The organism is Larkinella bovis, assembly GCF_042655385.1.
GTDB classification, from domain to species: Bacteria; Bacteroidota; Bacteroidia; order Cytophagales; family Spirosomataceae; genus Larkinella; species Larkinella bovis.
Genome location: NZ_JBHSMA010000003.1, coordinates 505,614 through 529,311 on the forward strand (window position 1 = coordinate 505,614; position 23,698 = coordinate 529,311).

19 protein-coding genes are annotated in these 23,698 nt (G+C 53.2%); 9 read left to right on the forward strand and 10 right to left on the reverse strand.

The features are described from left to right. The first annotated feature begins 59 nt into the window (after positions 1 to 59). The 4 genes from ACFPMF_RS13245 (at position 60) to ACFPMF_RS13260 (ending at position 4,842) form a co-directional block, all read left to right on the forward strand. The gene (locus ACFPMF_RS13245) at positions 60 to 1,268 is read left to right on the forward strand and encodes a cystathionine gamma-synthase family protein (RefSeq protein ID WP_379845571.1); all 1,209 of its coding nucleotides are present in this window, start codon (positions 60 to 62) and stop codon (positions 1,266 to 1,268) included. 36 nt (positions 1,269 to 1,304) lie between these two features. Then, positions 1,305 to 2,378, forward strand: a complete 1,074-nt coding sequence (gene bla / locus ACFPMF_RS13250; RefSeq protein WP_379845574.1) for a class A beta-lactamase — start codon at positions 1,305 to 1,307, stop codon at positions 2,376 to 2,378. Between the two features lie 272 nt (positions 2,379 to 2,650). Continuing rightward, positions 2,651 to 4,144 carry a serine hydrolase gene (locus ACFPMF_RS13255; RefSeq protein WP_379845576.1) on the forward strand — a complete coding sequence of 498 codons (1,494 nt, stop codon included), beginning with the start codon at positions 2,651 to 2,653 and terminating at the stop codon, positions 4,142 to 4,144. Positions 4,145 to 4,272: 128 nt separating this feature from the next. Beyond that, positions 4,273 to 4,842 (forward strand): type 1 glutamine amidotransferase domain-containing protein, encoded by a 570-nt coding sequence (locus ACFPMF_RS13260; RefSeq protein WP_379845579.1) that lies wholly within the window; start codon positions 4,273 to 4,275, stop codon positions 4,840 to 4,842. A gap of 80 nt (positions 4,843 to 4,922) precedes the next feature. Here the strand turns inward: ACFPMF_RS13260 and ACFPMF_RS13265 are convergent, their stop codons facing one another. The 9 genes from ACFPMF_RS13265 to ACFPMF_RS13305 all read right to left on the reverse strand — a co-directional run bounded on the left by ACFPMF_RS13265 (position 4,923) and on the right by ACFPMF_RS13305 (position 18,820). Further along, positions 4,923 to 5,462 (reverse strand): hypothetical protein, encoded by a 540-nt coding sequence (locus ACFPMF_RS13265; protein WP_379845582.1) that lies wholly within the window; start codon positions 5,460 to 5,462, stop codon positions 4,923 to 4,925. A 241-nt stretch (positions 5,463 to 5,703) separates the two neighbouring features. Then, the gene (locus ACFPMF_RS13270) at positions 5,704 to 8,124 is read right to left on the reverse strand and encodes an ABC transporter permease (RefSeq protein WP_379845585.1); all 2,421 of its coding nucleotides are present in this window, start codon (positions 8,122 to 8,124) and stop codon (positions 5,704 to 5,706) included. Between the two features lie 258 nt (positions 8,125 to 8,382). After that, a complete protein-coding gene (gene moaA / locus ACFPMF_RS13275) occupies positions 8,383 to 9,363 on the reverse strand; it encodes a GTP 3',8-cyclase MoaA (RefSeq protein WP_379845587.1) in 981 nt (326 codons plus the stop codon). Between the two features lie 119 nt (positions 9,364 to 9,482). Further along, on the reverse strand, positions 9,483 to 11,177 hold the full coding sequence (locus ACFPMF_RS13280; protein ID WP_379845590.1) for a NosD domain-containing protein: 1,695 nt from the start codon (positions 11,175 to 11,177) through the stop codon (positions 9,483 to 9,485). Positions 11,178 to 11,213: 36 nt separating this feature from the next. Further along, entirely contained in the window at positions 11,214 to 12,005 is a 792-nt protein-coding gene (locus ACFPMF_RS13285; protein WP_379845593.1) for an alpha/beta hydrolase, read from the reverse strand. Between the two features lie 105 nt (positions 12,006 to 12,110). Continuing rightward, positions 12,111 to 13,550: a RagB/SusD family nutrient uptake outer membrane protein gene (locus ACFPMF_RS13290; RefSeq protein WP_379845596.1), complete on the reverse strand. Its 1,440-nt coding sequence runs from the start codon at positions 13,548 to 13,550 to the stop codon at positions 12,111 to 12,113. A 19-nt stretch (positions 13,551 to 13,569) separates the two neighbouring features. Continuing rightward, a complete protein-coding gene (locus ACFPMF_RS13295) occupies positions 13,570 to 17,043 on the reverse strand; it encodes a SusC/RagA family TonB-linked outer membrane protein (RefSeq protein ID WP_379845598.1) in 3,474 nt (1,157 codons plus the stop codon). Positions 17,044 to 17,085: 42 nt separating this feature from the next. Then, positions 17,086 to 18,114 (reverse strand): FecR family protein, encoded by a 1,029-nt coding sequence (locus ACFPMF_RS13300; protein ID WP_379845601.1) that lies wholly within the window; start codon positions 18,112 to 18,114, stop codon positions 17,086 to 17,088. A 79-nt stretch (positions 18,115 to 18,193) separates the two neighbouring features. Then, a complete protein-coding gene (locus ACFPMF_RS13305; RefSeq protein WP_379845604.1) occupies positions 18,194 to 18,820 on the reverse strand; it encodes an RNA polymerase sigma factor in 627 nt (208 codons plus the stop codon). Positions 18,821 to 19,032: 212 nt separating this feature from the next. On the opposite strand from ACFPMF_RS13305, the gene ACFPMF_RS13310 reads away from it, so the two are divergent. The 4 genes from ACFPMF_RS13310 (at position 19,033) to ACFPMF_RS13325 (ending at position 22,346) form a co-directional block, all read left to right on the forward strand. After that, positions 19,033 to 19,551: an RNA polymerase sigma factor gene (locus ACFPMF_RS13310; RefSeq protein ID WP_379845894.1), complete on the forward strand. Its 519-nt coding sequence runs from the start codon at positions 19,033 to 19,035 to the stop codon at positions 19,549 to 19,551. An 80-nt stretch (positions 19,552 to 19,631) separates the two neighbouring features. After that, complete coding sequence (locus tag ACFPMF_RS13315) at positions 19,632 to 20,447, forward strand: HEAT repeat domain-containing protein (protein WP_379845607.1); 816 nt, start codon at positions 19,632 to 19,634, stop codon at positions 20,445 to 20,447. 100 nt (positions 20,448 to 20,547) lie between these two features. After that, positions 20,548 to 21,414: a DUF4097 family beta strand repeat-containing protein gene (locus ACFPMF_RS13320; RefSeq protein WP_379845610.1), complete on the forward strand. Its 867-nt coding sequence runs from the start codon at positions 20,548 to 20,550 to the stop codon at positions 21,412 to 21,414. Between the two features lie 83 nt (positions 21,415 to 21,497). Next, positions 21,498 to 22,346 (forward strand): DUF4097 family beta strand repeat-containing protein, encoded by an 849-nt coding sequence (locus tag ACFPMF_RS13325; protein WP_379845613.1) that lies wholly within the window; start codon positions 21,498 to 21,500, stop codon positions 22,344 to 22,346. Positions 22,347 to 22,444: 98 nt separating this feature from the next. Here the strand turns inward: ACFPMF_RS13325 and ACFPMF_RS13330 are convergent, their stop codons facing one another. Continuing rightward, positions 22,445 to 22,870: a phage holin family protein gene (locus tag ACFPMF_RS13330; RefSeq protein ID WP_379845615.1), complete on the reverse strand. Its 426-nt coding sequence runs from the start codon at positions 22,868 to 22,870 to the stop codon at positions 22,445 to 22,447. Positions 22,871 to 22,953: 83 nt separating this feature from the next. On the opposite strand from ACFPMF_RS13330, the gene ACFPMF_RS13335 reads away from it, so the two are divergent. Beyond that, positions 22,954 to 23,691, forward strand: a complete 738-nt coding sequence (locus tag ACFPMF_RS13335) for a class I SAM-dependent methyltransferase (RefSeq protein WP_379845618.1) — start codon at positions 22,954 to 22,956, stop codon at positions 23,689 to 23,691. Positions 23,692 to 23,698 lie beyond the last annotated feature (7 nt).

Consider the following 23,698-nt stretch of genomic DNA (forward strand, 5'->3'; position numbering starts at 1 on the left):
TAAAATTTTGCAATTTTTGCTATTTAACGTAGAATATTCTGTCGTTTTAAAGACTAAGCATGGATTTTTTTGCACAAAAGAAAGGGACTACGGCTGTTTGGGCCGGGGAGGACGCTCAGGGGGCCACTGGTGCAACCACGGCCCCGATCGTCAACAGCGTGGCTTTTTCGTACCACGATCTGGACGAATGGTATGCTGTTGCCACCGGCAAAACCGAGGGACATATCTACAGCCGGAATACCAATCCGACGGTGCAGGTGCTGGAAGAAAAAATCCGGATTCTGGAAAGTGCCGAAGCCGCGACTTCCTTTGCGACGGGGATGGGGGCCATCAGCAACACGCTGTTTGCGCTGCTCGGACCGGGGAAGCGCGTGGTGTCGATTAAGGACACGTACGGCGGCACCAGTCGGTTGTTTCTCGACTTTCTGCCCGCTTACCAGATCGACATAACGCTCTGCGAAACCGGTAACCACGAAGCGATGGAAGCCGAAATCGCCAGCGGCTGCGATCTGGTGTATCTGGAAACCCCCACTAACCCGACCCTGAAAGTGGTTGATCTGAAACGACTGGCGGCTGCCGCCCACCGGGTCGGCGCCATTGTGGTGGTGGATAATACCTTCGCGACACCGATCAACCAGAATCCGCTGCAACTCGGGGCCGATCTGGTGGTTCACAGCGCCACGAAATTTCTCTGCGGCCATTCCGACGCGATGGGCGGTTTGCTGTGCGGCAAAAAGGAGCTGGTCGAAAAGGTGTTCCGGTTTCGGGAAATCAACGGGGCCAGTTTGCAGGCCGAACCAGCCTACCTGATTGCTCGTGGCATGAAAACGCTGGAACTCCGGATTGAGCGGCAAAATGCCTCGGCCCTGAAAATCGCCCGGTTTCTGAAAGCGCATCCCGCCATCGGCGATGTGTTTTATCCGGGACTCGACACGCATCCTGGCCACGCAATAGCAGCCGCGCAGATGAGCGGTTTTGGGGGTGTGTTAAGTTTCTCGTTAAAAGGGGATTACGAGGATGTTAAAGCGTTTCTGACCAGCCTCCGGTTGGTGCACCTGGCCGCCAGTCTCGGATCGGTGAGCACGCTGGCCGGACCACCCCGCACCACCAGCCACGTCGAACTCACGGAAGCGCAGCGCGCCCAGTTGGGCATTCCCGAAAGCCTGATCCGGTATTCGGTCGGCATCGAAAACGTGGAGGATCTGATCGCCGATTTGAGCCAGGCGCTGGCGGTTTTAAAACCGGTTTCTCAACCTGCAAATAGCTAATATCCGATTTTGGGTCTTAAAACTCCTGTATACCCGATGAAAAAACGCGTACACTTCGCAACAATCTACATCCTGTTCGGCATCCTGCTGATTGGCCCGTCCGGTTTCAGCCAGTCGAAAAAAAGCAAAACCGCCCCCGCAGCGGCTCCGGCCCCGGTGGTTCCGACTATCGCCGAACAGCGCCTGAACCAGGAACTGGAACGCATCGCCCAATTCGCCAAAGGCAAAGTTGGGGTTAGTGCGGTTCACCTCGAATCGGGCCGGCAGATCAGCCTGAATCCGCACGAAAAGTTTCCGATGGCCAGCACCGTGAAAGTGGCCATTGCCGTCGAACTGTTCAACAAAATTGAAAAAGGCGAACTTTCGCTGCGGACGATGGTGGATTTGAAACCGTCGGATCTGCACCCGGGCAGCGGGACGCTCGAAACGCTGTTTGCCAAACCGGGCGTTCAGCTTTCGGTGGAGAACCTGCTGGAACTAATGATGGTCATCAGTGATAACTCCGCCACCGATATTTTGCTGCGGCTGGTCGGTGGTGCCGAACCCGTTCGCGCCCGGCTGAAAGCACTGGGCATTGACGGCATGTCCGTCGATCGGACGATTATTCAGTTGATTGCGGATTTACAAGGGGTAACGCTTCCTTCCGAAGACCAGTGGACCACCGGTTTTTACGCCAAGCTGGAAGAAGCAACCACGCCGGAATCGCGCCGGGCAGCCGCTCTGAAACTGGAACAGGACCCGCGTGACACCTCCACCCCGGAAGCGATGGTAAAGTTGCTGACCCAGATTTACCAGGCCAAAGCGCTCAAACCCGAAAGCCGGGATTTGCTGCTGGCCGTCATGGAACGCTGCCGGGGCGGTCTGGCGCGCATCAAGGGTTTTCTGCCGCCCGAAACCGTCGTCGCCCACAAAACCGGCTCGCTCAATTCCAGCGCTACCGACGACGTGGGTATTATTACCCTGCCGGGCGATGCGGGCCACATTGCCATTGCGGTTTTCATTACCTCGTCGGCCCAGCCACTGCCCGAACGCGAACAGACCATCGCCCACCTGAGCCGCACGATTTACGACTATTTCCTGTTCCAGCCACCGGTTTTGTCCGCCCGTTAATGGGTTACGGTTTATGGTTTACGGTCGTGGACGTACGTCAGGCTAAGACGCTGATCAGGATTTGCAATCCTGATCCTGTCTCTAGCGGATTTACAATCCGCCGTTGATGAGCCGGGAAACGATACCAGGCGTCCGGTCCCGAACAGCAAAAGCCCGGACAATCGCATTGCGGATTTCAAATCCGCAGCCGTTTAGATCAGGATTTGCAAATCCTGATCAGCGTCTTAGCCTGACGCGCGTCCGCGACCATAAATTGTAAACCATCTCTCACGATGAGAACAATCTATACTACTCTTTTCTTTCTGAGTTTCCTGACCGCCGTTGCGCAAAAAAAACCGACGGCCAAACAGTTGCAGGAATTTGATGCGTACGTTGAGAAAGTTCGCAACGAATGGGAAGTGCCTGGTCTGGCTATTACTGTCGTGAAGGACAACCAGGTTATTTTCAAAAAAGGCTACGGCGTTCGGGAAATAGGGACGACCAACGCGGTCGATACGCAGACGCAGTTTGCCTGCGCTTCGACAACGAAGGCGATGACGGTGGCGCTGATGGGGATGCTGGTCGATGAGGGCAAGATTTCGTGGGATGATCCAGTGTACCAATACCTACCCGAACTGCAATTTTACGACCCGGCGGTCACCCGTGACGTTCGCGTCCGCGACCTGCTGACCCACAACACAGGCGTTCCGGGAACCGACTTTTTTACCGGAGCCATGACGATCCCGGCCAACGAAATGTTCCGGCGGATGGTGTACGTTAAACCGAGTTATCCGCTGCGGGCCGGTTTTATTTACCAGAACATCCTGTATTCGGCGGCCGGGCGCATCATCGAACGACTGTACGGAAAACCGTGGTCGACGGTAATGCAGGAACGGATTTTCGACCCACTGGGAATGACCCAAACCGCTCCCAAACGCGGCCTCAGCAAGAGTACCAACATGACCAAACCGCACATCGCCATCAACGACACGATCCGGGCGATCGACTACGGTGCCGATAGCGAAATTGGGTCGGCGGGGGCGGTCTGGTCGTGCGTCGATGACATGAGCAAGTGGATCATCTGCATGCTCGACAGCGGCAAATACAACGGCGGTCGTTTGCTGAAACCCACCACCTGGGCCGAAATATTCAAACCGCAGGTACTCGTTCCGCACGACGAATATGCCACGATGCAACTCCTGAAACCCCATTGGCTGACCTACGGGCTGGGCTGGTACCAGCACGATTACCGGGGCCACAACGTCAATTTCCACACGGGGAGCCTGGTGGGACTGACGGCAATAACGGGACAATTGCCCGACGAAAAGCTGGGTGTATACGTTTTCGGTAACTACAACTACGCCGAAGTCCGGCACGCACTGCTGTACAAAACCTTCGATTTCTTTGCCCTGGGCGGCAACCGCGACTGGAATACTGAGGTTAAAACATTGTACGCCGGAATCCGGGAAGCCGGAAAAAAAGCCGTACAGGACTTTCAGGCGAAACGCGTGCCTAACACCACGCCGTCGGTCCCACTGAAAGACTACGCAGGGAAATACACCAGCCCGCTCTACGGAAAAGCGGAAGTTTCGGTGGTAAATAACCAACTGGTTTTCAGTATTAACGACCAGGCGATGAAGGCGACACTGGCGCACTGGCATTATGATACGTTTTACGGCCCGCTTCAAAAAGCGTGGTACGGAAATGCCCTGGCCCGGTTTACGCTTAACAGTGCGGGCAAGGTGGATACGCTGATTTTTAGCGGGATGGAATTTCGAAAAGAATGAGGGGCTGAACAACCGCTTCGGGCGGATTGGATACTTGTTACGGCCATTCCGGGTTTCCCGCTGGCTCAGTTCCGATAACCTTCTCCGGTTTGGGGCGTTATTCATTCGAAACCAAATGCAACGGAATCATGGAAAATCAGCAACGATTGAAGGGCAAGAAAGTGGCGATTCTGCTGACCGATGGCTTTGAACAGGTCGAAATGACGGAACCCCGGAAAGCCCTGCAGGACGCCGGTGCCGAAACGCACCTGATTGCCCCCAAAAATGGGGTCGTGAAGGCTTGGGATGAAAAAGACTGGGGCGATTCATTCTCGGTTGATGTTATACTGGACGATGCCGATGCGTACAGCTACGATGCGCTGCTGCTGCCGGGGGGCGTTATGAATCCCGATCACCTGCGGATGGAGAAAAAAGCCGTCGCGTTTGTCCGACACTTCTTCGAAGAACACAAACCGGTGGCTGCCATTTGCCACGCGCCGATGCTGTTGATCGAAGCCGATGTGGTGAAAGGCCGGACGTTAACGTCGTATCCGTCGATTCAAACCGATCTGCGCAATGCGGGGGCTAACTGGGTCGATCAGGAAGTGGTCACCGATCAGGGCCTGGTCACCAGCCGGAAACCGGACGATATTCCGGCGTTTAACCGGAAAATGATTGAAGAAATCTGGGAAGGGACCCACGCGGGGCAGCACGCGTAAATAGAACCGGTTTTACCGTTTTAGCCCAGTCCGATTGCTCGGACTGGGCTTGTTCTTGTTTTCCAGGGGCCTATCGGGATTTAGTATGGCCGGGCCGCGTGGCGAAACAGCAAGGCTGATCCAACGAACAGCAGGGCGAAGAAGGTATGGAGACCAAAGACGGCCACCATCCCATTGGCAAAGGCGGGCGTACCGATGAGCAACGCAATCACGGGGACGAGGGCCATCGTAAACGCGGTTGCATACAACGTACGTGACATGCCCGGTGGCTCCAGACGGGCGAGGAGCGCCCCGGTTAATCCGACGAGGAGGACCCCGGAATACATCATGTTGGCCGGGTCGTCCCCGAGAATACCGCCAACGGCAGCATTCATCCAGATGAGGATGAAAACGGCCGCCAGGGCCAGTCCGACGGCGAATCGGTAGCGTCGATTGCTCATTTTATTCTTTGCCAGCAGTTCATACGTAAGACCGGCCCCGCCCAGCAGAAGGACACTGGCTAACACAAACGCACCCGGTTTCCAATGCCAGCTGGCAAGCAGTGTCAGTACGCCGGGGATAAGCACAATCAGTGCAGGGACCATCGCCCATTTTGTCGTTTTTTTTTGACTGTTTTGCATCAGATTCAGCAGGTTTGTTCTAGGGATTATTTCCTTAAATCGTCGAGTTTCTTTCCATCGTAAACACGCGTTCGCTCCCCAGCCGTTTTATGGTCATCCGGTTTTTCGCGAGGGCTACTGTAAAGTTAAAAAAGAACTTTGTAAAACAAAGTAAAGTATGTAAGAACTACTATTTCTGAGAGAAAAAATGCGGCAGGAGGGTGGTTACCTTCCTGCCGCATCGCTCGTTTATTCTCTATTTTTACTCCGTCCGGAGGCTCTTGACCGGGTTCATCAGTGCGGCTTTGATGCTTTGAAAACTGATGGTCAGCAGGGCAACGATCGTGGCCAGCAAACCGGCCAGGACGAACATCCACCACTCAATGGCAATGCGGTATTCAAAGGCCTGCAACCATTTGTTCATGGCATACCAGGCCAGGGGCGACGCCAGCATAATGGCAATCAGCACCAGCTTCACAAATTCGCGGGAGAGCAGACCGACGATGCTGCCCACCGATGCGCCCAATACTTTCCGAACGCCAATTTCCTTCGTCCGTTGTTCGGCGGTGAATGTAGCCAGCCCCAGTAAACCGAGACAGGCGACAAAAATGGTCAGGCCGGAGAAAATGCCCAGAATCTTGCCGATCTTCTGTTCGGCTTCGTAGGTCTGCATAAACCGTTCATCCAGAAAGGAGTAACTGAAAGGCTGCTCGGGTTTGAACGAATCCCACTGTTTTTTGACCGACGCCAGAAGGCCCGTCATCTCGCGGGTTTTCACTTTCACGATCATGGTACCGGGCGTTTTGGCCAGCACCATGACCAGGGGAGAAATTTTTTCGTGCAGCGACCGGAAGTGAAAATCTTTCACTACGCCGATCACCCGGTAGGTTGGGCTTATGCCCTCCCGGTCCAAATGGGTAATGGTATGGCCCAAGGCCTTTTCATGCCATCCGAACAGGCGGGCGGCCGTTTCGTTGAGAAGGATCCCGGTGGAATCGGTGCCGAAGGCTTTGGAGAAATTTCGCCCGGCGACCATTTTCATGCCCAGGGTTGCGATGTAATCGTAATCGATGTCGTAGCGTAATGTCTTGACGATCTGGGTCGAGTTGTTGTCGCCATACACCATAAAGTTGTTGTTATTGCTCGGACCAGCCGGGATGTAGCCCGAATGGCTGACGTTGACGACCCGTGGGTCCTGCAACAGCAGATCACGGAACACCTCCGCTTTCGGTCCCAGCGCCCAGGTATTCGACAAGACCAGCACCTGCTCCTTGTCGTAGCCCAGATTTTTGTGCTGAATGTAATCAAGCTGGCGGTATACGACCGTCGTCCCGATCATCAGTAGAATCGCAATGAAGAACTGAAATACCACCAGCCCACTGCGCAAACTGATACTGCTTTTTCCCGAACTAAACCGCCCTTTCAACACGGCGACGGGTTTGAACGATGCCAGGAAAAACGCCGGATAACTCCCCGCCAGCACGCCCACGAGTACGCCAAACAGCAGCACGCCCGGCAATAACCAGGGAGCGGATACCAGATTAAAGGTCAGTGCTTTACCCGATAAGGTATTGAACAGCGGCAGGGCTGCATACACCAGCAACAGGGCCACTACCAGCGAAATGGCAGTCAGTAGAATGGATTCAATCAGGAATTGAAACGCCAGTTCCAGCCGAATGGAGCCCATTACTTTCCGAATCCCCACCTCCTTGGCCCGCTTGGAGGCTCCGGCGGTGGACAGATTCATAAAATTGATGCTGGCAATCAGCAGCACAAAAACCGCCACCGCACCGAACAGGTACACATACTGGATGTTGCCGGACGGTTCCATCTGGTAGGCAGAATCCGAATACAGGTGAATAGCCGTCAGCGGTTGCAGAAACAACCCCAGGTCGTTGCCTTTCTGCCGGAATAAGGTGTAGGGCATCCCGAACGCTTTCTCGATTTGGGGGGCCATGTATTTTTCGGTTACCTGTGGCAGTTTCGCTTCCAGCTTTTTGTAATCGTACCCTTTTTGCAGCACCAGGTACGTGAAGAATTCGGATGTCATCCACGACGGTGATTTTGCGTCCGGCAGGCTCGCCATCGAAATGAAAAGATCGAAATGAAAGTGCGAATTCGTCGGAATTTCGGCCATGACGCCGGTGACGGTCAGGGGGGTATCGCTGCCTTTTACCCGAATCGTTTGCCCCAGCACCTGTTGCCGACCGAACAATTTAAGGGCCGTCGGTTGGGTCAGTATCACGGTATTGGGTTGAGTCAGGGCGGTTTTGGGATCCCCCTGGAGCAGCGGGAAGCTGAACACCTGAAAGAAATTGGAATCGGCAAACGCCATCCGTTCTTCCTGGAACAACTGGTCACCAACCCGAAGCTGGGGCTGACCGCCGACGCGCAGACGCGTAGCTTCTTCCACCTCAGGGTAATCGGCCTGGAGCGTCCGGGCCACGGGGGGCATCACGTGCGCTTCGTTCATTTTACCGCCCTGCACCGTGCCCCGGAACACGACGCGGACCATGCGGTCGGCTTTTTCGTGAAACCGGTCATAACTCAGTTCATCGAGCACAAACAAACTGATGAGCAGGCAGGTCGCCAGTCCGATGGCCAGACCAACGATGTTGATGACCGAGAAAACCCGATTCCGGATCAGGTTCCGCCAGGCAATTTTGAAGTAGTTCCGTAGCATATCCCGTTGAAATAAAAAGTCTGCTTACCAGACGGTAAAGCAAATTGCTGGCAATGGCAGGTACTATGTAATACATTGTACATGAAAGGCAATATACCTCAATGAGCGGTTATTGTGGGCTCATGCTTCCGTTTTCTCTTGTCCCCAAACGGACACTCTTGTCCGCAAATGGACGCTCATCCTGCGCTGAACAAGTTTACACCGGTTTTAAGCATAATCGGCTGGTTGGCAGAAAAGTAGATTCCTGAACGAAGTCCGTTACCCGCCAATCGTGGACATGGATTCGGTCACGGGGCCGCGCTCCCGCTCGGCTTCAAAACCGTTTTGGGGCCGGTGGGCGAAGGCTTTCAGAAAAGCGGCCGTCAGGTCGGCATCCGTCGCGCCGGATCGCAGGAGCACCCGCACATCGAGCACCCCATTATCGTAGAGGCAGGTTTTAAGCGTTCCCTGCGCCGTCAGGCGGATGCGGTTGCAGGTTCCGCAAAACGTACGGGTAAAGGCGGCAATGATGCCAATAGTGCCCTGATAACCTGGGATTTGGTAGGTGGTGGCCGTAGCGAATGGCGAATCTTGTTGCCTCTTCAAACCGGGATACAGGGTTTGCAATTCCTGCAAAATCCGGCGGTGCGTCCAGTTCAAAACCGGGTAGTGGCTGCCCTCACCATTGAACGGCATTTCTTCGATAAACCGCACCGCAACGGGATGGTCGCGGGTCAGTTCGGCCAGCAAGGGAATGTCTTCACTATTTTTGCCTTCCATCACCACCGCGTTCAGCTTCACTGGCACGCCATGCGCCAGCAACGCATCCAACGTTCTACGGACGGCGGGAAGCTCGTCGCGCCGGGTGATCTGCCGAAACCGCTCCCGGTCGAGTGTATCGATGCTCAGATTCACCGAACCGATGCCCATGCGGACCAGTTCCGGCACAAGCGGTTCGGTCAGCACGCCGTTGGTGGTGATGTGCAGTTCATCAACGCCTTCGATGGCTTTCAGGCGCCAGAGAAAGTCCATCAAACCGTTGCGTACGAAGGGTTCTCCGCCCGTAATCCGGACTTTCGACACGCCCAGCCGCGCCAGCACGCGCACCAGCCGTTCCATCTCCTCATAGGTCAGCAACTGGTGTTTGGGCAGGTATTTGATCCCCTCTTCCGGCATGCAGTAAAAGCACCGCAAATTGCAGCGATCGGTGACGGCTAGCCGCAAGTAGGTGATGGGGCGGTTGTGGTTATCGAAAATCATCGTAAGCAAGTTACAAAAAACAGGGCGAAAAAGTGCATTGCCCGTTTTTTGCGGTTCCTGCGCGGATGCTTCAACGAGTGAAGCCGGTTCGGCGAACACAGCTTCACCGAACTTCAGGCTCAATTATTTCCGATGCGCGTACCCGGTTTGGCTTTTTCAACCGTTGCTCCCCGGTTTTGCCCGACGGCAATTTCGGTTTGATCGCCCACGAGAATCTTTCCGGTAGTTCCTTTGAACATATTCCCTTCAACGATCACATCGTAACCATTCGGCAGAAATTCAATGGCAGCTTTGGCTTGGGGGCCGGTTTCGAAGATATTGTCTTTTAAAATAACCGGGCCGTATTTTCCGCCAGCCTGCCAGGTAGTAAAATAGATTTCGGGGTAACTTTCCCATTCGCCCGTGTGGAAACTTCTTCGCCCGTGCCACGGGTCTTGTTCGCACTTGGTCGTGTTGTTGATAAATACATTGCCCTGGATCAGCAGGTTTTTGGGCTGGTTGATCCAGCTTCCCCGCCCGCCGTTGCGAAACGTATTGCCAATGACCGTTACGTCTTCGTTGGATCGCTCGATGCTGACAATTCGGGAACCGTTGGTTCCGTCAACGGTATTGCCCGTAATGGTGGAATTTTTGCAGTATTCGGCCAGAAAAAACGCTCCCATCCGCGCTCCCAGAATCTGGTTGTTGGAAAAAACATTGTTGTGACTGCTGTGGATGTGCATGGCGTCGCCCAGGGCCGAAATCTTACAGCCAGTGATGCGGGTGTTTTTGCAGGCCACCAGGTCGATGCACCCCTTGCCCGGCCCCGCTCCGAGTGGCGCATAGAGCCCAAAAAAAGCCGATTGTAAATTATATATCAATTTCGTTTCAGGACCGGCAGAACCCGAAAAAGCAATCGGTTTTCCACCGAAGGTTTCACTAACCTGAAGGTGATCGGCAGCCGAGTTTACTACATAATACTTACGCCCCCGCAGGATGTTAGCGGGCAATTTATCCCCATAAAAACACACTGTCTGAGCGGGCGAATCCTGCTGACTGACCGGAATCGTCCGTTGAGTATTGGCAACGCGGACCTCCGTTGTGCCATCGGCCATGCTGACGCCGGAACGGATCACGTCATTCCGGAAGTATTTTTTGGCCATGGCGATATCGGCGGGGGTATAGTCCTCGGGCCAGACCAGAATTTGCCACAGCAGGCCGTAATCCCACATAAATTTGCCACTCTCCAACAACGTACAATTCTCAACGGTTACGTTGGTGGCAAAATTCACAACCTCCGATTCCGATCCTTCCCGATGCAAGCCCAGAACGGTAACCACCGCTCCGGCGATTTTACTGGACTGAATATCCCGAAACAGCAGGTTGTCGGTTTTCCCTTTTGCCGTCGTCGTGATGAGAATCATGCGAGTAGTGACATTCGGCTCCCAGGTATTGGGCGGGTTGCGGTGATCGAAGCAATAGCCTTCAAAATACCCGCCGAACCACGAAAAATTCTGAATATCAGCGCCCGAAAATGCAACGATCCGAGCCTGATCGCCCAATACTTTCGGCAGAAAAAACCGGGCACCATAGGCCGAAACGGTGGTGTTGGACGAAACCGGAATGGAGACGTCGCCCTTCAGAAAGTAGTTCCCGACCGGAATGGTCACCGTTCCGCCCCCCGCTTTGGCCACAGCGGTAAAAAGCCGTTGAAAAGCGGGGGTATCATCCGTTTTCCCGTCGGCGACGGGCTTGTAGGCACTCAAGGAAAACGATTGCCCAAAGACCTGGGTACCTAAATTCAGGAAAAAGAGGATAGCGAGGAGTCGTTTCATTTTTTAAGGATAATTGTAATGAAAGGGTGATAGGATTTACTTTCCCAACTCTTTCTGAAAAAAGTCGAGCATGACTGGAACCGATTGCCTGACCATCTGAAAATCATGGTTTCCCTCCAGTTCAAAGTAGGTATGGCCAATTTTTAATTGGTTGAGTCGGTGATGAAAATTCTGATTCATCCGGTAATCAAACCCTTGCCTTCCGGCTATCAACAAAATGGGTTTGTTTCGCAAAACCGGGGCATTGTTCAGGCAGTTAAAGCGAGCCCAATCCGTTGTATCCGTACCGAAAATACTGGAAACCGGGTAATTCTGTTCGTTGGGCAAGCGCGGATTCGGGTAATCAAGCAGGGCAATGGTGGAAGCCACTGCCCTTACCTGATCCGGGTACGTTTCCGCAAAATGAACCGCCCCAAAACCGCCCATGCTCCACCCGCAAATCCCGGTGTGCCGGACAGTTTGATAAACCGGAAAGTTCGCCCGAACATGCTCCAACAACTCCAGCAGCATCGACTGATACCGGCTTTTTGTATCGGTTTTACTATCGATGTACCAGGCACGGTCGCCATTTGGAAAGACAACCGCCAGGTTTCGCTTCACGATTTCCCGTCGACAAACGGAATCGTCGGCAATGGTGCGATGCGTTCGCCCGTCGCCGTGCAGCAGCAACACAACCGGAAAACTATCCCGTTTCACCACTTTTCGATCCGGCAGAAAAATGGAATACGAAACGTCTCGACCGAGTGTCTTGCAGAAAAACCGGTTGTCCTGAATTACACTGTCAGCCTGCGAAAAAACCGGACTCTGCTGTTCCGTCAGCCTTTCCAAAGCCAAAAGAGTGAAAAGTAGCCAGGAATAAACCATAAGCGATTAAATTTTCGGATACGATGCTGTGAACCCCGCCGATCGGGATCTATACTTTCATTCAAAAAATTAGTAACCCGGATTCTGTTTCAGTGCGGGGTTGACATCGATTTCGTTAAGGGGAATGGGGTACAGCAGATTTTTCTCGGTCGCAGGAACCCCGGCTTTCTGAAGCGTTGCGATAAATTTACCCGTTCGGATCAGATCCCACCGGCGGTGGCCTTCGAAACACAACTCCCAACTGCGTTCCTGTAAAACCGCGTCCCGGAACTGGGTTTGAGACAATCCTTTTAAATCCTGCGGTTCTGCCGTAGCGACGCCGTTGCGGGCCCGCCCCCGAATCTGATTGATGGCCGCATAGGCATCAGCACTGGGACCATTGAGTTCATTCAGAGCCTCTGCGTACATCAGTAAGACGTCGGCATACCGAATGACCATGAAATTGTTACGCGCCTGTGACACACCACAAGGCGACGGATCCCAGTATTTGTCGGTTGTCGGCCCCTGATCGGCACCGGGCTTGATGATTGCCCCGGTAGCAACGTTCTTTTTCTCGGTCACCACATTCATCTCTTTCCGAACATCGCCGGGTAAATACGTCTGGATATGGTACGGAGTGACGTACATATACCCGCCTGTCTGTTGAATCGGATACGTAAAAAAGATCGAAAAGGCCTGTGCCATCGAACTTCCATAAGTGGCCAACACGCAACTGTATTGCACGGAAAAAATGTGTTCAGGCCCGTTCTTCTTCTCCGGGGGAAAAATATCCTTATAGGCCGACACCAAACTGTACACCTTCGAATCAATGACTTCTTTGGCTTTGGCTGCCGCATTGGTCCAATCCTTCCGGGTCAAATAGACTTTGGCCAGAATGGATTTGGCCGCCCCCGAGGTAGCCCGGCCAATTTCTGATACAACCGTATACGTTAAAGGCAGCACCGTTTCGGCGGCTTTCAGATCCTGAATAATCTGCTGATAGACTTTTTCGGCCTCATCTCTTGCTCGTTTGACATTCGTTACATCCGATGTCGGGCTGGTAACCAGCGGCACATCCCCAAACGCTTGGACCAGATTGAAATACGCTAGCGCCCGGATAAACTGGGCCTCCCCTACGATCTGATCACGGAGCTTGGTATCCATCGCGATCGTGGGTACATTGGCAATCACACGGTTCGCCCGATCAATGAGAATGTAGGAATTGGTGTAAAAACCATCAAAAATGGCATTGGCTGCGGTATAGCGGTTCAAATCGATATCCTTCACTTCGGCCATAATCGGATTGACTTCCAGATCTTCCCCGCTAATATCGGACAGATGAATCCAACTCATGGTATAGACGTTTCGAAGACGGTTATAGACCCCGTTGATGGCCGAGGTTGCATCTTTATCCGTTTGGAAGGAATTTCCTTCCTCAAAAAAACTTTTCGGTTTCTCTTCCAGAATCTGCTCACAACCCGCCGTGAGCAGGAAAAGAACACTAAGCAGAAATAGGGTATATCGTTTCATGATGTTGGGGTTTAGGAGCTTAGAAGGTAAAATTTCCACCCAGTGTCAACGTGCGGGAAGCCGGGTAGGCAAACCGGTCAAAACCGTAGAGCGTATTACTGTTGAAATCGGAGTTTACCTCCGGATCGTAGCCTTTGTACCGGGTAAAAGTCAACAGATTCTGGCCGCTTACATACACCCGGACACGCTTGATAAACTTGGTTTTGAGCGGTAGCTGGTAGCTCAAGGAAACATTTTTCAAGCGCATAAACGACCCGTCTTCGACGTAAAACGAGTTCACGCCCAGGTCCCATTGCCGAAGGGCATAATACGTATTGGAGGGTTTATTGGCCCGCCAGGCTCCTTCGGCGTATACCCGTAACTTGTTCCCGCCGGGGTCTCCCCCCACCAGATCGCGAAAGGTATGATTGAAAATCTTGTTTCCCTGAACTCCCTGCAGGAAGATGGACAGATCAAACCCTTTATAAGAGAAGTTGTTGGTTAAGCCAAAGATGAATTTAGGGAGTCCATTTCCCAAAATGGTGCGATCGGTTGACTGGTTGTAAACGCCATCGCCGTTGACATCTTTGAAGCGGGGAGCACCCGGTAAGGCGTTTGTAATGGCTAAGCTTCCAGCCGCTTTAATTTCGTCGGCCGTTTGCCAGATGCCATCGAAAACTGTTCCGTAGAACGAACCCAGCGGTTCGCCGACTTTCACGATCACCTCGCTTTCACCCCCCACGAAGTACTGATCGGCATCGGCCAGCTTCAGGACTTTATTCTTATTGAAGGAGATATTACCCATCGTCGACCACTTAAATCCGCCCCGGTTGAGATTCGTCGAGTTGATGCCAAGTTCGAAGCCCCGGTTTTCGACACTCCCAATGTTTCGCAGGACCGAGGTAAATCCAGTGGTAGAAGGTAGCTCGACTCCTAACAACAGATCACTGGTGGTTTTTACGTAATAATCGGCGGTGATTTGAAGGCGGTTTCCCAGCAGCCCCAGATCAAATCCGACATCGAACTGTGCCGTTTTCTCCCACCGGAGGTCGGAATTAGCCATGCGCGAAGCTTCGATATAGAGTTGTTCCCGATCATTAAGCACCATCCGGCCCGTACCATATTGAGAGAGCGAATTGTATAATCCAATTCCGTCGTTTCCGGTCAAACCGTAGCTAACGCGTACCTTCAAATCACTGATTGTCGCGTTATTACGCAGAAAAGCCTCATCCGAAACCCGCCAGGCAAAGGCTCCTGACGGAAAAAAACCGTACTTATTGTTGGCCCCAAACCGTGACGAGCCATCGATCCGTCCCGTTACCGTAAAAAGGTAGCGGTCTTTCAGTCGGTAATTCAACCGCCCCAGGTAGGACGCCAGCCCCCATTCGGCAATCGAGCCGGAAGGGGCCAGCAGTTTGTTGCCCAATCCCAGGTTACCGGCCCCTAGCGAATAATTGGGGAAATCCTGGGCTTCGCTATAATTCCGGACCTCTTTGTTTTTCTGAAAAGTAATCCCGGCCAGCAGGTCAAAGGCATGATCGGTACCTATGGTTCGGTTATAACTTAAGGTGTTCTCGTTCAGGATATTGGTGTTAACGGCATTTCCAACGCTACCGTACCCATTGACCGAACTGGCAATCTGCGTCTGGGGCGTAAAAAACACGTTCCGCCGGGAATTGATAATATCCGTCCCTGCACTAACCCGGCCCGTCAGCCCTTCAGCAAGCCTGAATTCGCCAAACAGCGTGCCCAGAACACGGTCGCTCTGGAGGGTGTTGGTACTCGTTTTCAACACAGCAATCGGATTAGGCAATCCCTGCATTCCCAGAAAATCGAGTGTGTAGCTTCCGTCGGGATTGTAAATCATCTGGGCGGGTGTCTTCAGAAGAGCGGCCCGCACCGGTGAAGTAGAAGAGCTTTCCGTGACCAGGTGGTTGTCGCTACGAGTCATCGTAAAATTGGTCCCCACCTTGATTCGTTCGGTCAACTTGGCGTCCAGGTTTAGTCGGGCCGAATACCGCTTGAAATTATTGGTAATTATTATGCCATCCTGATCGAAATAATTACCACTGACCAGATACCGCAATTTGTCATTGCCACCCGAAAGCGTGAGCTGGTAATTTTTGGTGGGTGCATCGCGGTAAATGGATCGTTGCCAATCGGTTCCGGGCAGGTAATCATCCGGTTTTTTGGTGCCATAGGCGGGGTCAGTACCGTAGCGCTCGGTGCGTCCCAGATTCACGAGCTGCTCGTTTTTCATTTTCAGGGACTCCGAGGCATTCACCAATTCGTGGAACTTGGTAATCCGGGAAACACTGTAGTAGGTCTCAAACTCGATGTTGGTCTGGCCTTCCTTTCCGCGTTTTGTCGTAATTAGTACGACGCCGTTCGCTCCACGCGACCCATAAATAGCAGTAGCTGAAGCATCTTTCAGCACTTCCATCGACTCGATATCGTTGGGATTGAGCGTTGCCAGCACGTTGGGAAAAGCGTTTGAGTTATTGGCACCGCTGGCAGGGCTGGGATTGGTAACCGGAAAACCGTCGATGACATAAAGTGGGTCGTTACTGGCCGAAATGGAGTTACCACCCCGGATACGGATCTGAACCCCACCACCCGCGGAGTTGGAAGCCTGGGTCACCTGTACACCCGACACGCGCCCCTGTAGCGCCTGGTTCAATCCGGAAACCGGTTGAGCCTTGATTTCGGCGGCCCCAATGGAAGCCACCGATCCGGTCAGGTCCCGCTTTTTAACGGAACCGTAACCCACCACCACCACCTCATTCAATGATTTGTTGTTGAGTACCAACGAAATCGTGAGAGCGGTTTGATTCGAAATCGTAACTTCCTGAGATTCATACCCGACGTACGAAAAAATCAGCACGGCTACCACATCTGGAACCGCGAGCTGAAATTTCCCCTGTGCATCGGTAGTCGTTCCGCGGCTGGTGCCTTTCAAAACGACACTCACGCCGGGAAGCGCCTGGTTGGTTTCGTCCAACACAACCCCGGTTACGGTCTGGTCAATCGCCTGATTACCAGCCGGGTCAACCGGTTCCATCGTTGGCTCATTCGGGGGAGCTATCGGAGGTGTCTTCTGCAAACCCGATGGAGGCCCACCGGGTTGCGACGCTTTCCGCCGAAACTCCCGAATACTTTTGTCATCCATATCGTCGGGAAAGATGGCGTATATTTTCCCGTGCCGTTTGTACGTAAGACCACCGGCTTTTAAAACCCGTTCCAGCGTTTTCTGAACACTTTCGCCCGTAACGGGCCGGTATTGCACCTGAATCGTTTTGATTTTTTCACTGTGGAACATGAAGAAAATCGAATGGTTCGTTTCCAGATCTTTCAGGATTTGGTGGACGGTCCGAAGCTCGCTTTGTAGTTCCTGGAATTTTACGCCCCCCTGCCATTTCTGGTGGAAAGCCACGGTCTGGGCTGCGGATATCGTTGGGGAAAGGATTATCAAAAGGCATAGAAATCCTCCCATGAAGAAGTAGTTCTTTTTCATGTAACTGTAAATAAGTGAGTTAGGAATAGTCTTAGGGTGCTGTTAAGGGATCGCAGTAATTATGATTCGGTCGGACTTTCGGTCAATATGCACATCCAGAATACTTTCCAGCGTGCCGAGAAGGTCCTTCAGGTTATCGGTTGGAATGACTCCGTTTACGCTCAGTTGGGTTAATGAATCGGTTTGAAACTTGACCTTTAAACCGTAATTCTCTTCAATCAGCGAGGCCACTTCCTGCAAGGTTGCATCGTTAAGCATCCAGCGGTTATCGGTCCAGGAGTGGATCGGGCTCGTGTCGGCCAGGTGCTGAACCGCCAGTTGCCGCCTTTCTTTCGAAAACGCCACGGCATCGCCCGGTTTCAGATGAAGCGGTTTCTGGTTCGCATTTCCTTTTAACTGCAGACTAACGTGGCCTTCGCTCAGCACAACCTTGGTTTGCTCTTTTCGGGTGTTCACGTTGAACTGCGTCCCTTTCACTTCCACATCCAGGTCATCCGTATGCACCAGGAACTTGACTGGCTGACCATGCTGGCGTTGTTTGGAAACGTTGAAAAAGGCTTCACCTGTTAGCCAAACCTCCCGGGTTGCGGTCCTGTTCCAGTTGGCGGCCATCCGTAGTTCGGAATGGGCATTGAGTATCACCACCGAACCATCCGGCAATTGAAGCCGTTGCGATTCGCCGTAGGCCGTGGTGTGCGTAATCGTCCTGTTCTGGTAGAACAGATAGCCACCGATGGAAAGGCACAGGATCACAACCGCTGCCGCCACCCACTGGATTCGGAAAAACCGCTGCCGGGTTGCGGGATGAACCACCTCGGGGGCGGCCTCCTGCCGGTTCTGCTGGATGTTCGTCCACATTCGTCCGATCGTTTGTTCCGACGGATCGGCATCGTTGTCCTCGGCCGCCAGTAAAACCAGTTGGCGGGCCAAACTGATCTCCCGGGCCTTATGTGGATAGGTCTGAAGCCAATCCTGCCAAAAGGTTTCCGTCTCCGTATCCGGTTGCAATACCCACCGGCAAAAGAATGTGTCGGTTGCTAATTCTTCCGGTTCGTGGGACAAATAATTCATCAGAAAAATTAGTTTACCAGCCTTTTACCTTTCTAATGGTGGAAAAGGCCGGTTACTACCCCACAAACTGAAAGTTTTTTCAGGCAAGAAAGGAATCGATACCCAGCAGAGAAATCAGGAGGAGTGTACTTAAATGAGCCCGCAGCACTTTCATCGCTTTTTGAAGCGTATTGTGTACGGACTGAGGATTGATGCCCATCAGTTCGGCGATCTGTTCATAGCTGAAACCGTGAAAATAACGCAGGTTGATAGCCTCGTGTTGCCGGACGGGCAGGGTACTCAACGCCTGGTGGAGTTGGTCTTTTTGCGAGGCCAGTTCCTGCATAGTCACCAAACTGCTTTCATAAGATTCAACGAAGGGTTCCGGAACGTGTTCCAGTCCGTCGGTGTGGGTCGCTGGCAGACTGGAAAGGCTCCCGTAGAGTTTGCGACGCATCACCCGGAATAGGTAGAATTTGATGGAGTCGGTGTTTCCGAGTCGTTCCCGACTATTCCAGAGTTCAATAAATAAATCCTGAATGCAATCTTCGATTAGCGACTGATCCCGGGTGATTTTCAACCCGTATCGGTACAGGATTTTCACAAATCGGGTATAAATTCGGGCAAACGCAGGTTCATCGCCTTGCCGGAAGGCAAGCCATAAAGCCACGTCGTCTTCCTGCGGGGAAGCGTTAGTAGCTGCCTGTAACGACCCGGAGGAAGCCATAGAATGAATCGGAATGGCTGCGTTGGTGCCTAAATAAGGTACAAAATAACCAAAAAATAGTATAATAACCAATAGGTGAACCGGTTTGGGTCACCCTGCTTATATTTTTTCATATTTTTCTGTAACCTTCTTTTTTCGGCTCGGTTTCCACAACCAGATTCGACAAACCCGCAACACGTACCCGGTTGAAATCGCTGACGGACAATACGCTCATGCTTCAGGTGAAGGACGGCAATCTGGAAAAGATGGGCCTGCTCTTCGAGCGTTACCACCGCACCCTGTTCGGTTTTCTGTACCACATGACGGGCCAGACCGACGCCAGCGAGGACCTGGTGCAGAACGTGTTTTACCGGATGTTAAAATACCGGCATACGTTCACCGGCGAGGGCGAGTTTCGGACGTGGATGTACCATCTGGCGCGCAACGTGCTGGCCGATCACGTCCGGAAAAACCGGCATTCGGTTCACCAGTATGATGTGGCCGATTTTGTCGAACGAATCGGCGGGGGAACCGCGGCCGATGAGCACGTGCAGCACGAACAGGAACTAGCTTCGCTGCACGACGCCCTGCGAAAATTGAGCCCCGAAAACCGGGAAGTCTTGCTTATGAGCCGGTTTCAGGAATTGAAATACGAAGAAATTGCCCGCATTCTGGATACCACCGAAGGAGCTGTGAAAGTCCGGGTGCATCGGGCCATGAATGAATTGAAACGTTTAGTGGGCCGAGGATAAGGGGGAGTGGGGCATAGGGGAACCCGAAAAATGGATCTGCTATCCTTATCCTGCTGTCCAACGCGCAAAATTATACTGCCATGAACTGTGAAAGCGCCAAGGAACAATTGATCGACCTGCTGAATAATCAGGTTTCGGGTGCCGAACGAGCCGCCGTGGAAGCGCATCTGGCGCACTGTGCGGATTGCCAGGCGGAACTGGAAGCGACCCGGCAACTCTGGGGAATGATGGGCAAGGTGCCCGTGCCCGAACCCGGCCAGAAAGTCCGGACCCGGTTTTATGCCATGCTCGAAACATACCAGCACGCGGAAGCCCAAAAGCGGCAACGGTCCTGGAAAAGCAGGATGCGCCGGATCAGGCGGTTTTTGACGCCGGAGCTTGCCGTTCGGGTGGCGTATAGTCTGGCGCTGGTGCTGATCGGGCTGGCGGGCGGTTACTGGCTGAGCGCGCGCAACAAACCGGTGTACGAACAGCAAATCAGCGAACTCGACACCCAGGTGAAGCAGATGCGGCAGACGGTTTTGCTGTCATTGCTCGAAAACCAGTCGGCTACCGAGCGGCTGCGGGCAGTCGAATACACCAAAGACATCGAACACGCGGATGAACAAGTGGTGGAAGCGTTGCTGAGTACGCTCAACAACGACTCGAACGTGAACGTCCGGCTGGTTACGCTCGAAGCACTGGCCGGACTGGCGGCCAACCCGAAAGTCCGGGAAGGACTGGTGCAGTCGATTGTCCGGCAGGATTCGCCCCTGGTGCAATCGGCGCTGGCCGATGTGATGCTGAAGTTGCAGGAAAAACGCTCGGTGCAACCGCTCCGACAACTGCTCCGGCAGGCCAATCTTAACGACTTTGTCAAAGTAAAAATCGAACAAACCATCAGGGAATTGTCGTAGATGGGACAGAGAAAAAACCAGAAAAGAATGCTTTCCGGTCCCCATTGTCACTTGTCTTACGTCTCTAATCTGACTTCTTTACACTAACTAAACAACAACGATGAAACCGTTTATGACCCTCTTTCTGGTGGGGATGGCGCTTTTTTGTGCCTCCGCTTCGGCCCAAACGCAGGAATCCAAAAGCCACATCAGCAAGGAGTTTACCTTGTCGAAAGAAGCCGGTGGCAGCACCCTGGCGATTTACAACATCGCCGGTTTTATCAAAGTCGAAGGGTATTCGGGCAGCAAGGTGGTGCTGGAAATCGAGCAGACGCTGTCGGCCAAATCCGGCGACTTGCTGGAGCAGGCCAAAAAGGAATTTCAGCTGGCGTTCGATCAGAATGCCGACAGCGTGATTGCCTACATCGCCGAACCGCACGATTCCCGCCCGAACCGCAACTGGCAGGACCGGCGGACTAGCCGGCGGATCGAGTACACCTACGAACTGGAGTTCACGGTGAAAGTGCCTTTTGCGCTGAACCTGCACGTTTCGACCATCAACGCGGGCGATGTCACGGTGAAAGACGTCAGTGGAACAATTTCGGCCCACAACATCAACGGGGCCATTCGCCTGACCAACATCAAAGGCACCACGACGGCCCACACGATCAATGGGAATGTAGAAGCCAATTACCTCGCCAATCCGCCCGAAAAATCGAAATACTACACACTGAATGGTGATATCAAGATCAGTTACCCGGCCAATCTGTCCGCCGACCTGAGTTTCAAGAGTTTCCAGGGGGCTTTTTATACCGACTTTACGAACACCGAAATTCTGCCGGCCAAAGTCACCAAAACCCAGGAAAAGAAAGGTAACGGCACGGTTTATACACTCAACAAAGACACGTCGGTCCGCATTGGGAAAGGCGGGCAAACGCTGCAATTCGAGACATTCAACGGCAACGTCTACATCAAAAAACAATCCTGATCAACCACCCCAATCCGTACAGCCCGGTAAAACCTTGGATCGTTTTTGGGCCGGTCTGTCGTCTTTACTCCAAGTTTAGCATCATGAAAACAAGTCGCAGTATCCTCTCCGTATTTTTGGTATTTTCCACACTGACCATTCAGCCGCTTTGGGCCCAGAATGACGTGAAAGAACAACTGATCGTTCCGCTGAGCGATCCGAATAAACCGGGTTTCCTGCAAATTGGGCTGGTCAACGGGTCTATCCAGGTGATGGGCTATACCGGCAAAGACGTCGTTATCGATGCTTCCCTGGACGCCGACGGCAAGGCCGGTGGCCGGAAACGGGAAGAGCGGCCCGACGAACTCGCAAACGGCATGAAACGGCTCTCGACCCGGGGCGGTCTGGACCTGACGGCGAAGGAAAATAATAACCGCATCAACCTGAGTACTACCTCCATTAATCGCTCGGTCGATCTGGTGATTAAGGTGCCGCAGCAGTTTTCGCTCAAGGTCGGCACGGTCAACCACGGCGACATCGTAATCGAAAACGTAAACGGTGAACTGGAAGTCAACAACGTCAACGGTGCCATTACGCTGACCAACGTCAGTGGTTCGGCCGTTGCCAACACGGTCAACGGCGCCCTGAAGGCCACGTTCCGGAGTGTCAATGCCGAGGCTCCGATGGCTTTTTCAACCCTCAATGGCAACGTTGATGTGACGTTTCCGGCCAACGCGAAATTCAACGTCAAACTCAAGTCGGACCGGGGCGACATTTACAGCGACTTCGACGTGGACGTGGACAAAAATCAACCCAAAGCCACCCGCACCAGCAAAGACAGCATGTATAAAGTCAGCGTCGACGACTGGGTGCAGGGCAAAGTCAATGGCGGGGGCCGGGAGGTGATGATGAAAAATATGCACGGGACTATTTACATCCGGAAAGCGAAATAAGCAGGCCGTTAGTTGGTATTTTCCGTACGAGCAGCGTTGAAAACAACACGTACTATGAATCAAAAAGCCCTCAGTTCATCAACTGAGGGCTTTTTGATTTAGGAAAGGGATGCCGGATAATCAAGCTGGTAGGAAGGGATTACCCGAATGGCCTCCTGCTGGCGATGTTCGATCACTTCTTCGGAAGGAGCCAGTGCGCCATCGACCAGCCCGCCAATGACGGCCACTGCGACGGCAATGACCAGCGCGGGCCAGAAACCGGCGATGGTGAAGCTGCTCATCATCTTATCGATGAGTTTCAGGATAATGGCCGTCACGACGATGCGAACAATGCCCGTCAGGAAGAAAAAAGTAACCAGATTCAACGGGAAACGGATCAGCCAGCCGATCAGGAAATTCAGAACCGCCAGCAAAACCGCAATGAGCAGAGCCGTGCCGAAGCTTTTTACGTCAACCTGGGGCATGAGGTAGGCCAGTCCAAAGATGACGGCAGCATCGAGTAAGAGGTGCAAAATGAGGTTCATAAGAATGGGTAAAAGGTGGAAATTAATCTCTAAACACTTTCTTTTGCAGCTTGTTCAATTCCTAGACTATTTCCCTGTCCCTTATGAAAGTGCTGTTTGGGTCGATCCGTTTCACGCTTCTCCTGCTGCTGGCTGGTTGTGGTCTTTCGATGGGCCAGCAAACCGGGGCGGTTTCGGGGGAACAAAACGGGGTTTATCGCTACCAGAAACCGGCAAACGACGGCATTGGTAAAACCTACCTCGGGCGGGAAATTGCGCAGGTGATGGGTCATCTGGGCGCTGCCTGGCTCGAGCGGCCGGAGCGGGAGCAGGAGGAGCGCACCGATCTGCTGCTCGACGCCCTGAGCCTGAAACCAACCGATGTGGTGGCCGATATCGGCGCCGGAACCGGGTATTTCACGTTCCGGATGGCCCCGAAAGTTCCGAAAGGCAAAGTCGTGGCCGTCGATATCGAGCCGGAAATGATCACCGACCTGAACAATACGAAAAAGAAAACCGGGCAGACCAATATCGAAACCGTCCTGGGCACGATTACCGATCCGAAACTGGCGGTTGGCAGTATCGACCTGGCGTTGATGGTGGATGCTTACCACGAGTTCTCGCACCCCCGCGAAATGATGACGAACATTGTCCGGGCGCTCAAGCCGGGTGGGCGTGTGGTGCTGGTCGAGTACCGCGCCGAAGACCCAAACGTGCCGATCAAACTGCACCACAAGATGAGCATCGCCCAGGCTACGAGGGAAATGAAAGCGGTGGGGCTGTCGCTGAAAACCGTCTACCGAAAGCTCCCGCAGCAGCACGTGATGGTCTTTCAGCGGTAGGGGGTTT

What these genes read in the sequence shown, in the direction of transcription:
- ACFPMF_RS13310 (WP_379845894.1), top strand. Translation starts at nt 19,033, where the DNA reads ATGCTTCAGGTGAAGGACGGCAATCTGGAAAAGATGGGCCTGCTCTTC.
- ACFPMF_RS13295 (WP_379845598.1), bottom strand. Translation starts at nt 17,043, where the DNA reads ATGAAAAAGAACTACTTCTTCATGGGAGGATTTCTATGCCTTTTGATA.
- ACFPMF_RS13280 (WP_379845590.1), bottom strand. Translation starts at nt 11,177, where the DNA reads ATGAAACGACTCCTCGCTATCCTCTTTTTCCTGAATTTAGGTACCCAG.
- ACFPMF_RS13260 (WP_379845579.1), top strand. Translation starts at nt 4,273, where the DNA reads ATGGAAAATCAGCAACGATTGAAGGGCAAGAAAGTGGCGATTCTGCTG.
- ACFPMF_RS13300 (WP_379845601.1), bottom strand. Translation starts at nt 18,114, where the DNA reads ATGAATTATTTGTCCCACGAACCGGAAGAATTAGCAACCGACACATTC.
- bla (WP_379845574.1), top strand. Translation starts at nt 1,305, where the DNA reads ATGAAAAAACGCGTACACTTCGCAACAATCTACATCCTGTTCGGCATC.
- ACFPMF_RS13315 (WP_379845607.1), top strand. Translation starts at nt 19,632, where the DNA reads ATGAACTGTGAAAGCGCCAAGGAACAATTGATCGACCTGCTGAATAAT.
- ACFPMF_RS13320 (WP_379845610.1), top strand. Translation starts at nt 20,548, where the DNA reads ATGAAACCGTTTATGACCCTCTTTCTGGTGGGGATGGCGCTTTTTTGT.
- ACFPMF_RS13290 (WP_379845596.1), bottom strand. Translation starts at nt 13,550, where the DNA reads ATGAAACGATATACCCTATTTCTGCTTAGTGTTCTTTTCCTGCTCACG.
- ACFPMF_RS13335 (WP_379845618.1), top strand. Translation starts at nt 22,954, where the DNA reads ATGAAAGTGCTGTTTGGGTCGATCCGTTTCACGCTTCTCCTGCTGCTG.
- moaA (WP_379845587.1), bottom strand. Translation starts at nt 9,363, where the DNA reads ATGATTTTCGATAACCACAACCGCCCCATCACCTACTTGCGGCTAGCC.
- ACFPMF_RS13325 (WP_379845613.1), top strand. Translation starts at nt 21,498, where the DNA reads ATGAAAACAAGTCGCAGTATCCTCTCCGTATTTTTGGTATTTTCCACA.
- ACFPMF_RS13255 (WP_379845576.1), top strand. Translation starts at nt 2,651, where the DNA reads ATGAGAACAATCTATACTACTCTTTTCTTTCTGAGTTTCCTGACCGCC.
- ACFPMF_RS13330 (WP_379845615.1), bottom strand. Translation starts at nt 22,870, where the DNA reads ATGAACCTCATTTTGCACCTCTTACTCGATGCTGCCGTCATCTTTGGA.
- ACFPMF_RS13245 (WP_379845571.1), top strand. Translation starts at nt 60, where the DNA reads ATGGATTTTTTTGCACAAAAGAAAGGGACTACGGCTGTTTGGGCCGGG.
- ACFPMF_RS13270 (WP_379845585.1), bottom strand. Translation starts at nt 8,124, where the DNA reads ATGCTACGGAACTACTTCAAAATTGCCTGGCGGAACCTGATCCGGAAT.
- ACFPMF_RS13305 (WP_379845604.1), bottom strand. Translation starts at nt 18,820, where the DNA reads ATGGCTTCCTCCGGGTCGTTACAGGCAGCTACTAACGCTTCCCCGCAG.
- ACFPMF_RS13265 (WP_379845582.1), bottom strand. Translation starts at nt 5,462, where the DNA reads ATGCAAAACAGTCAAAAAAAAACGACAAAATGGGCGATGGTCCCTGCA.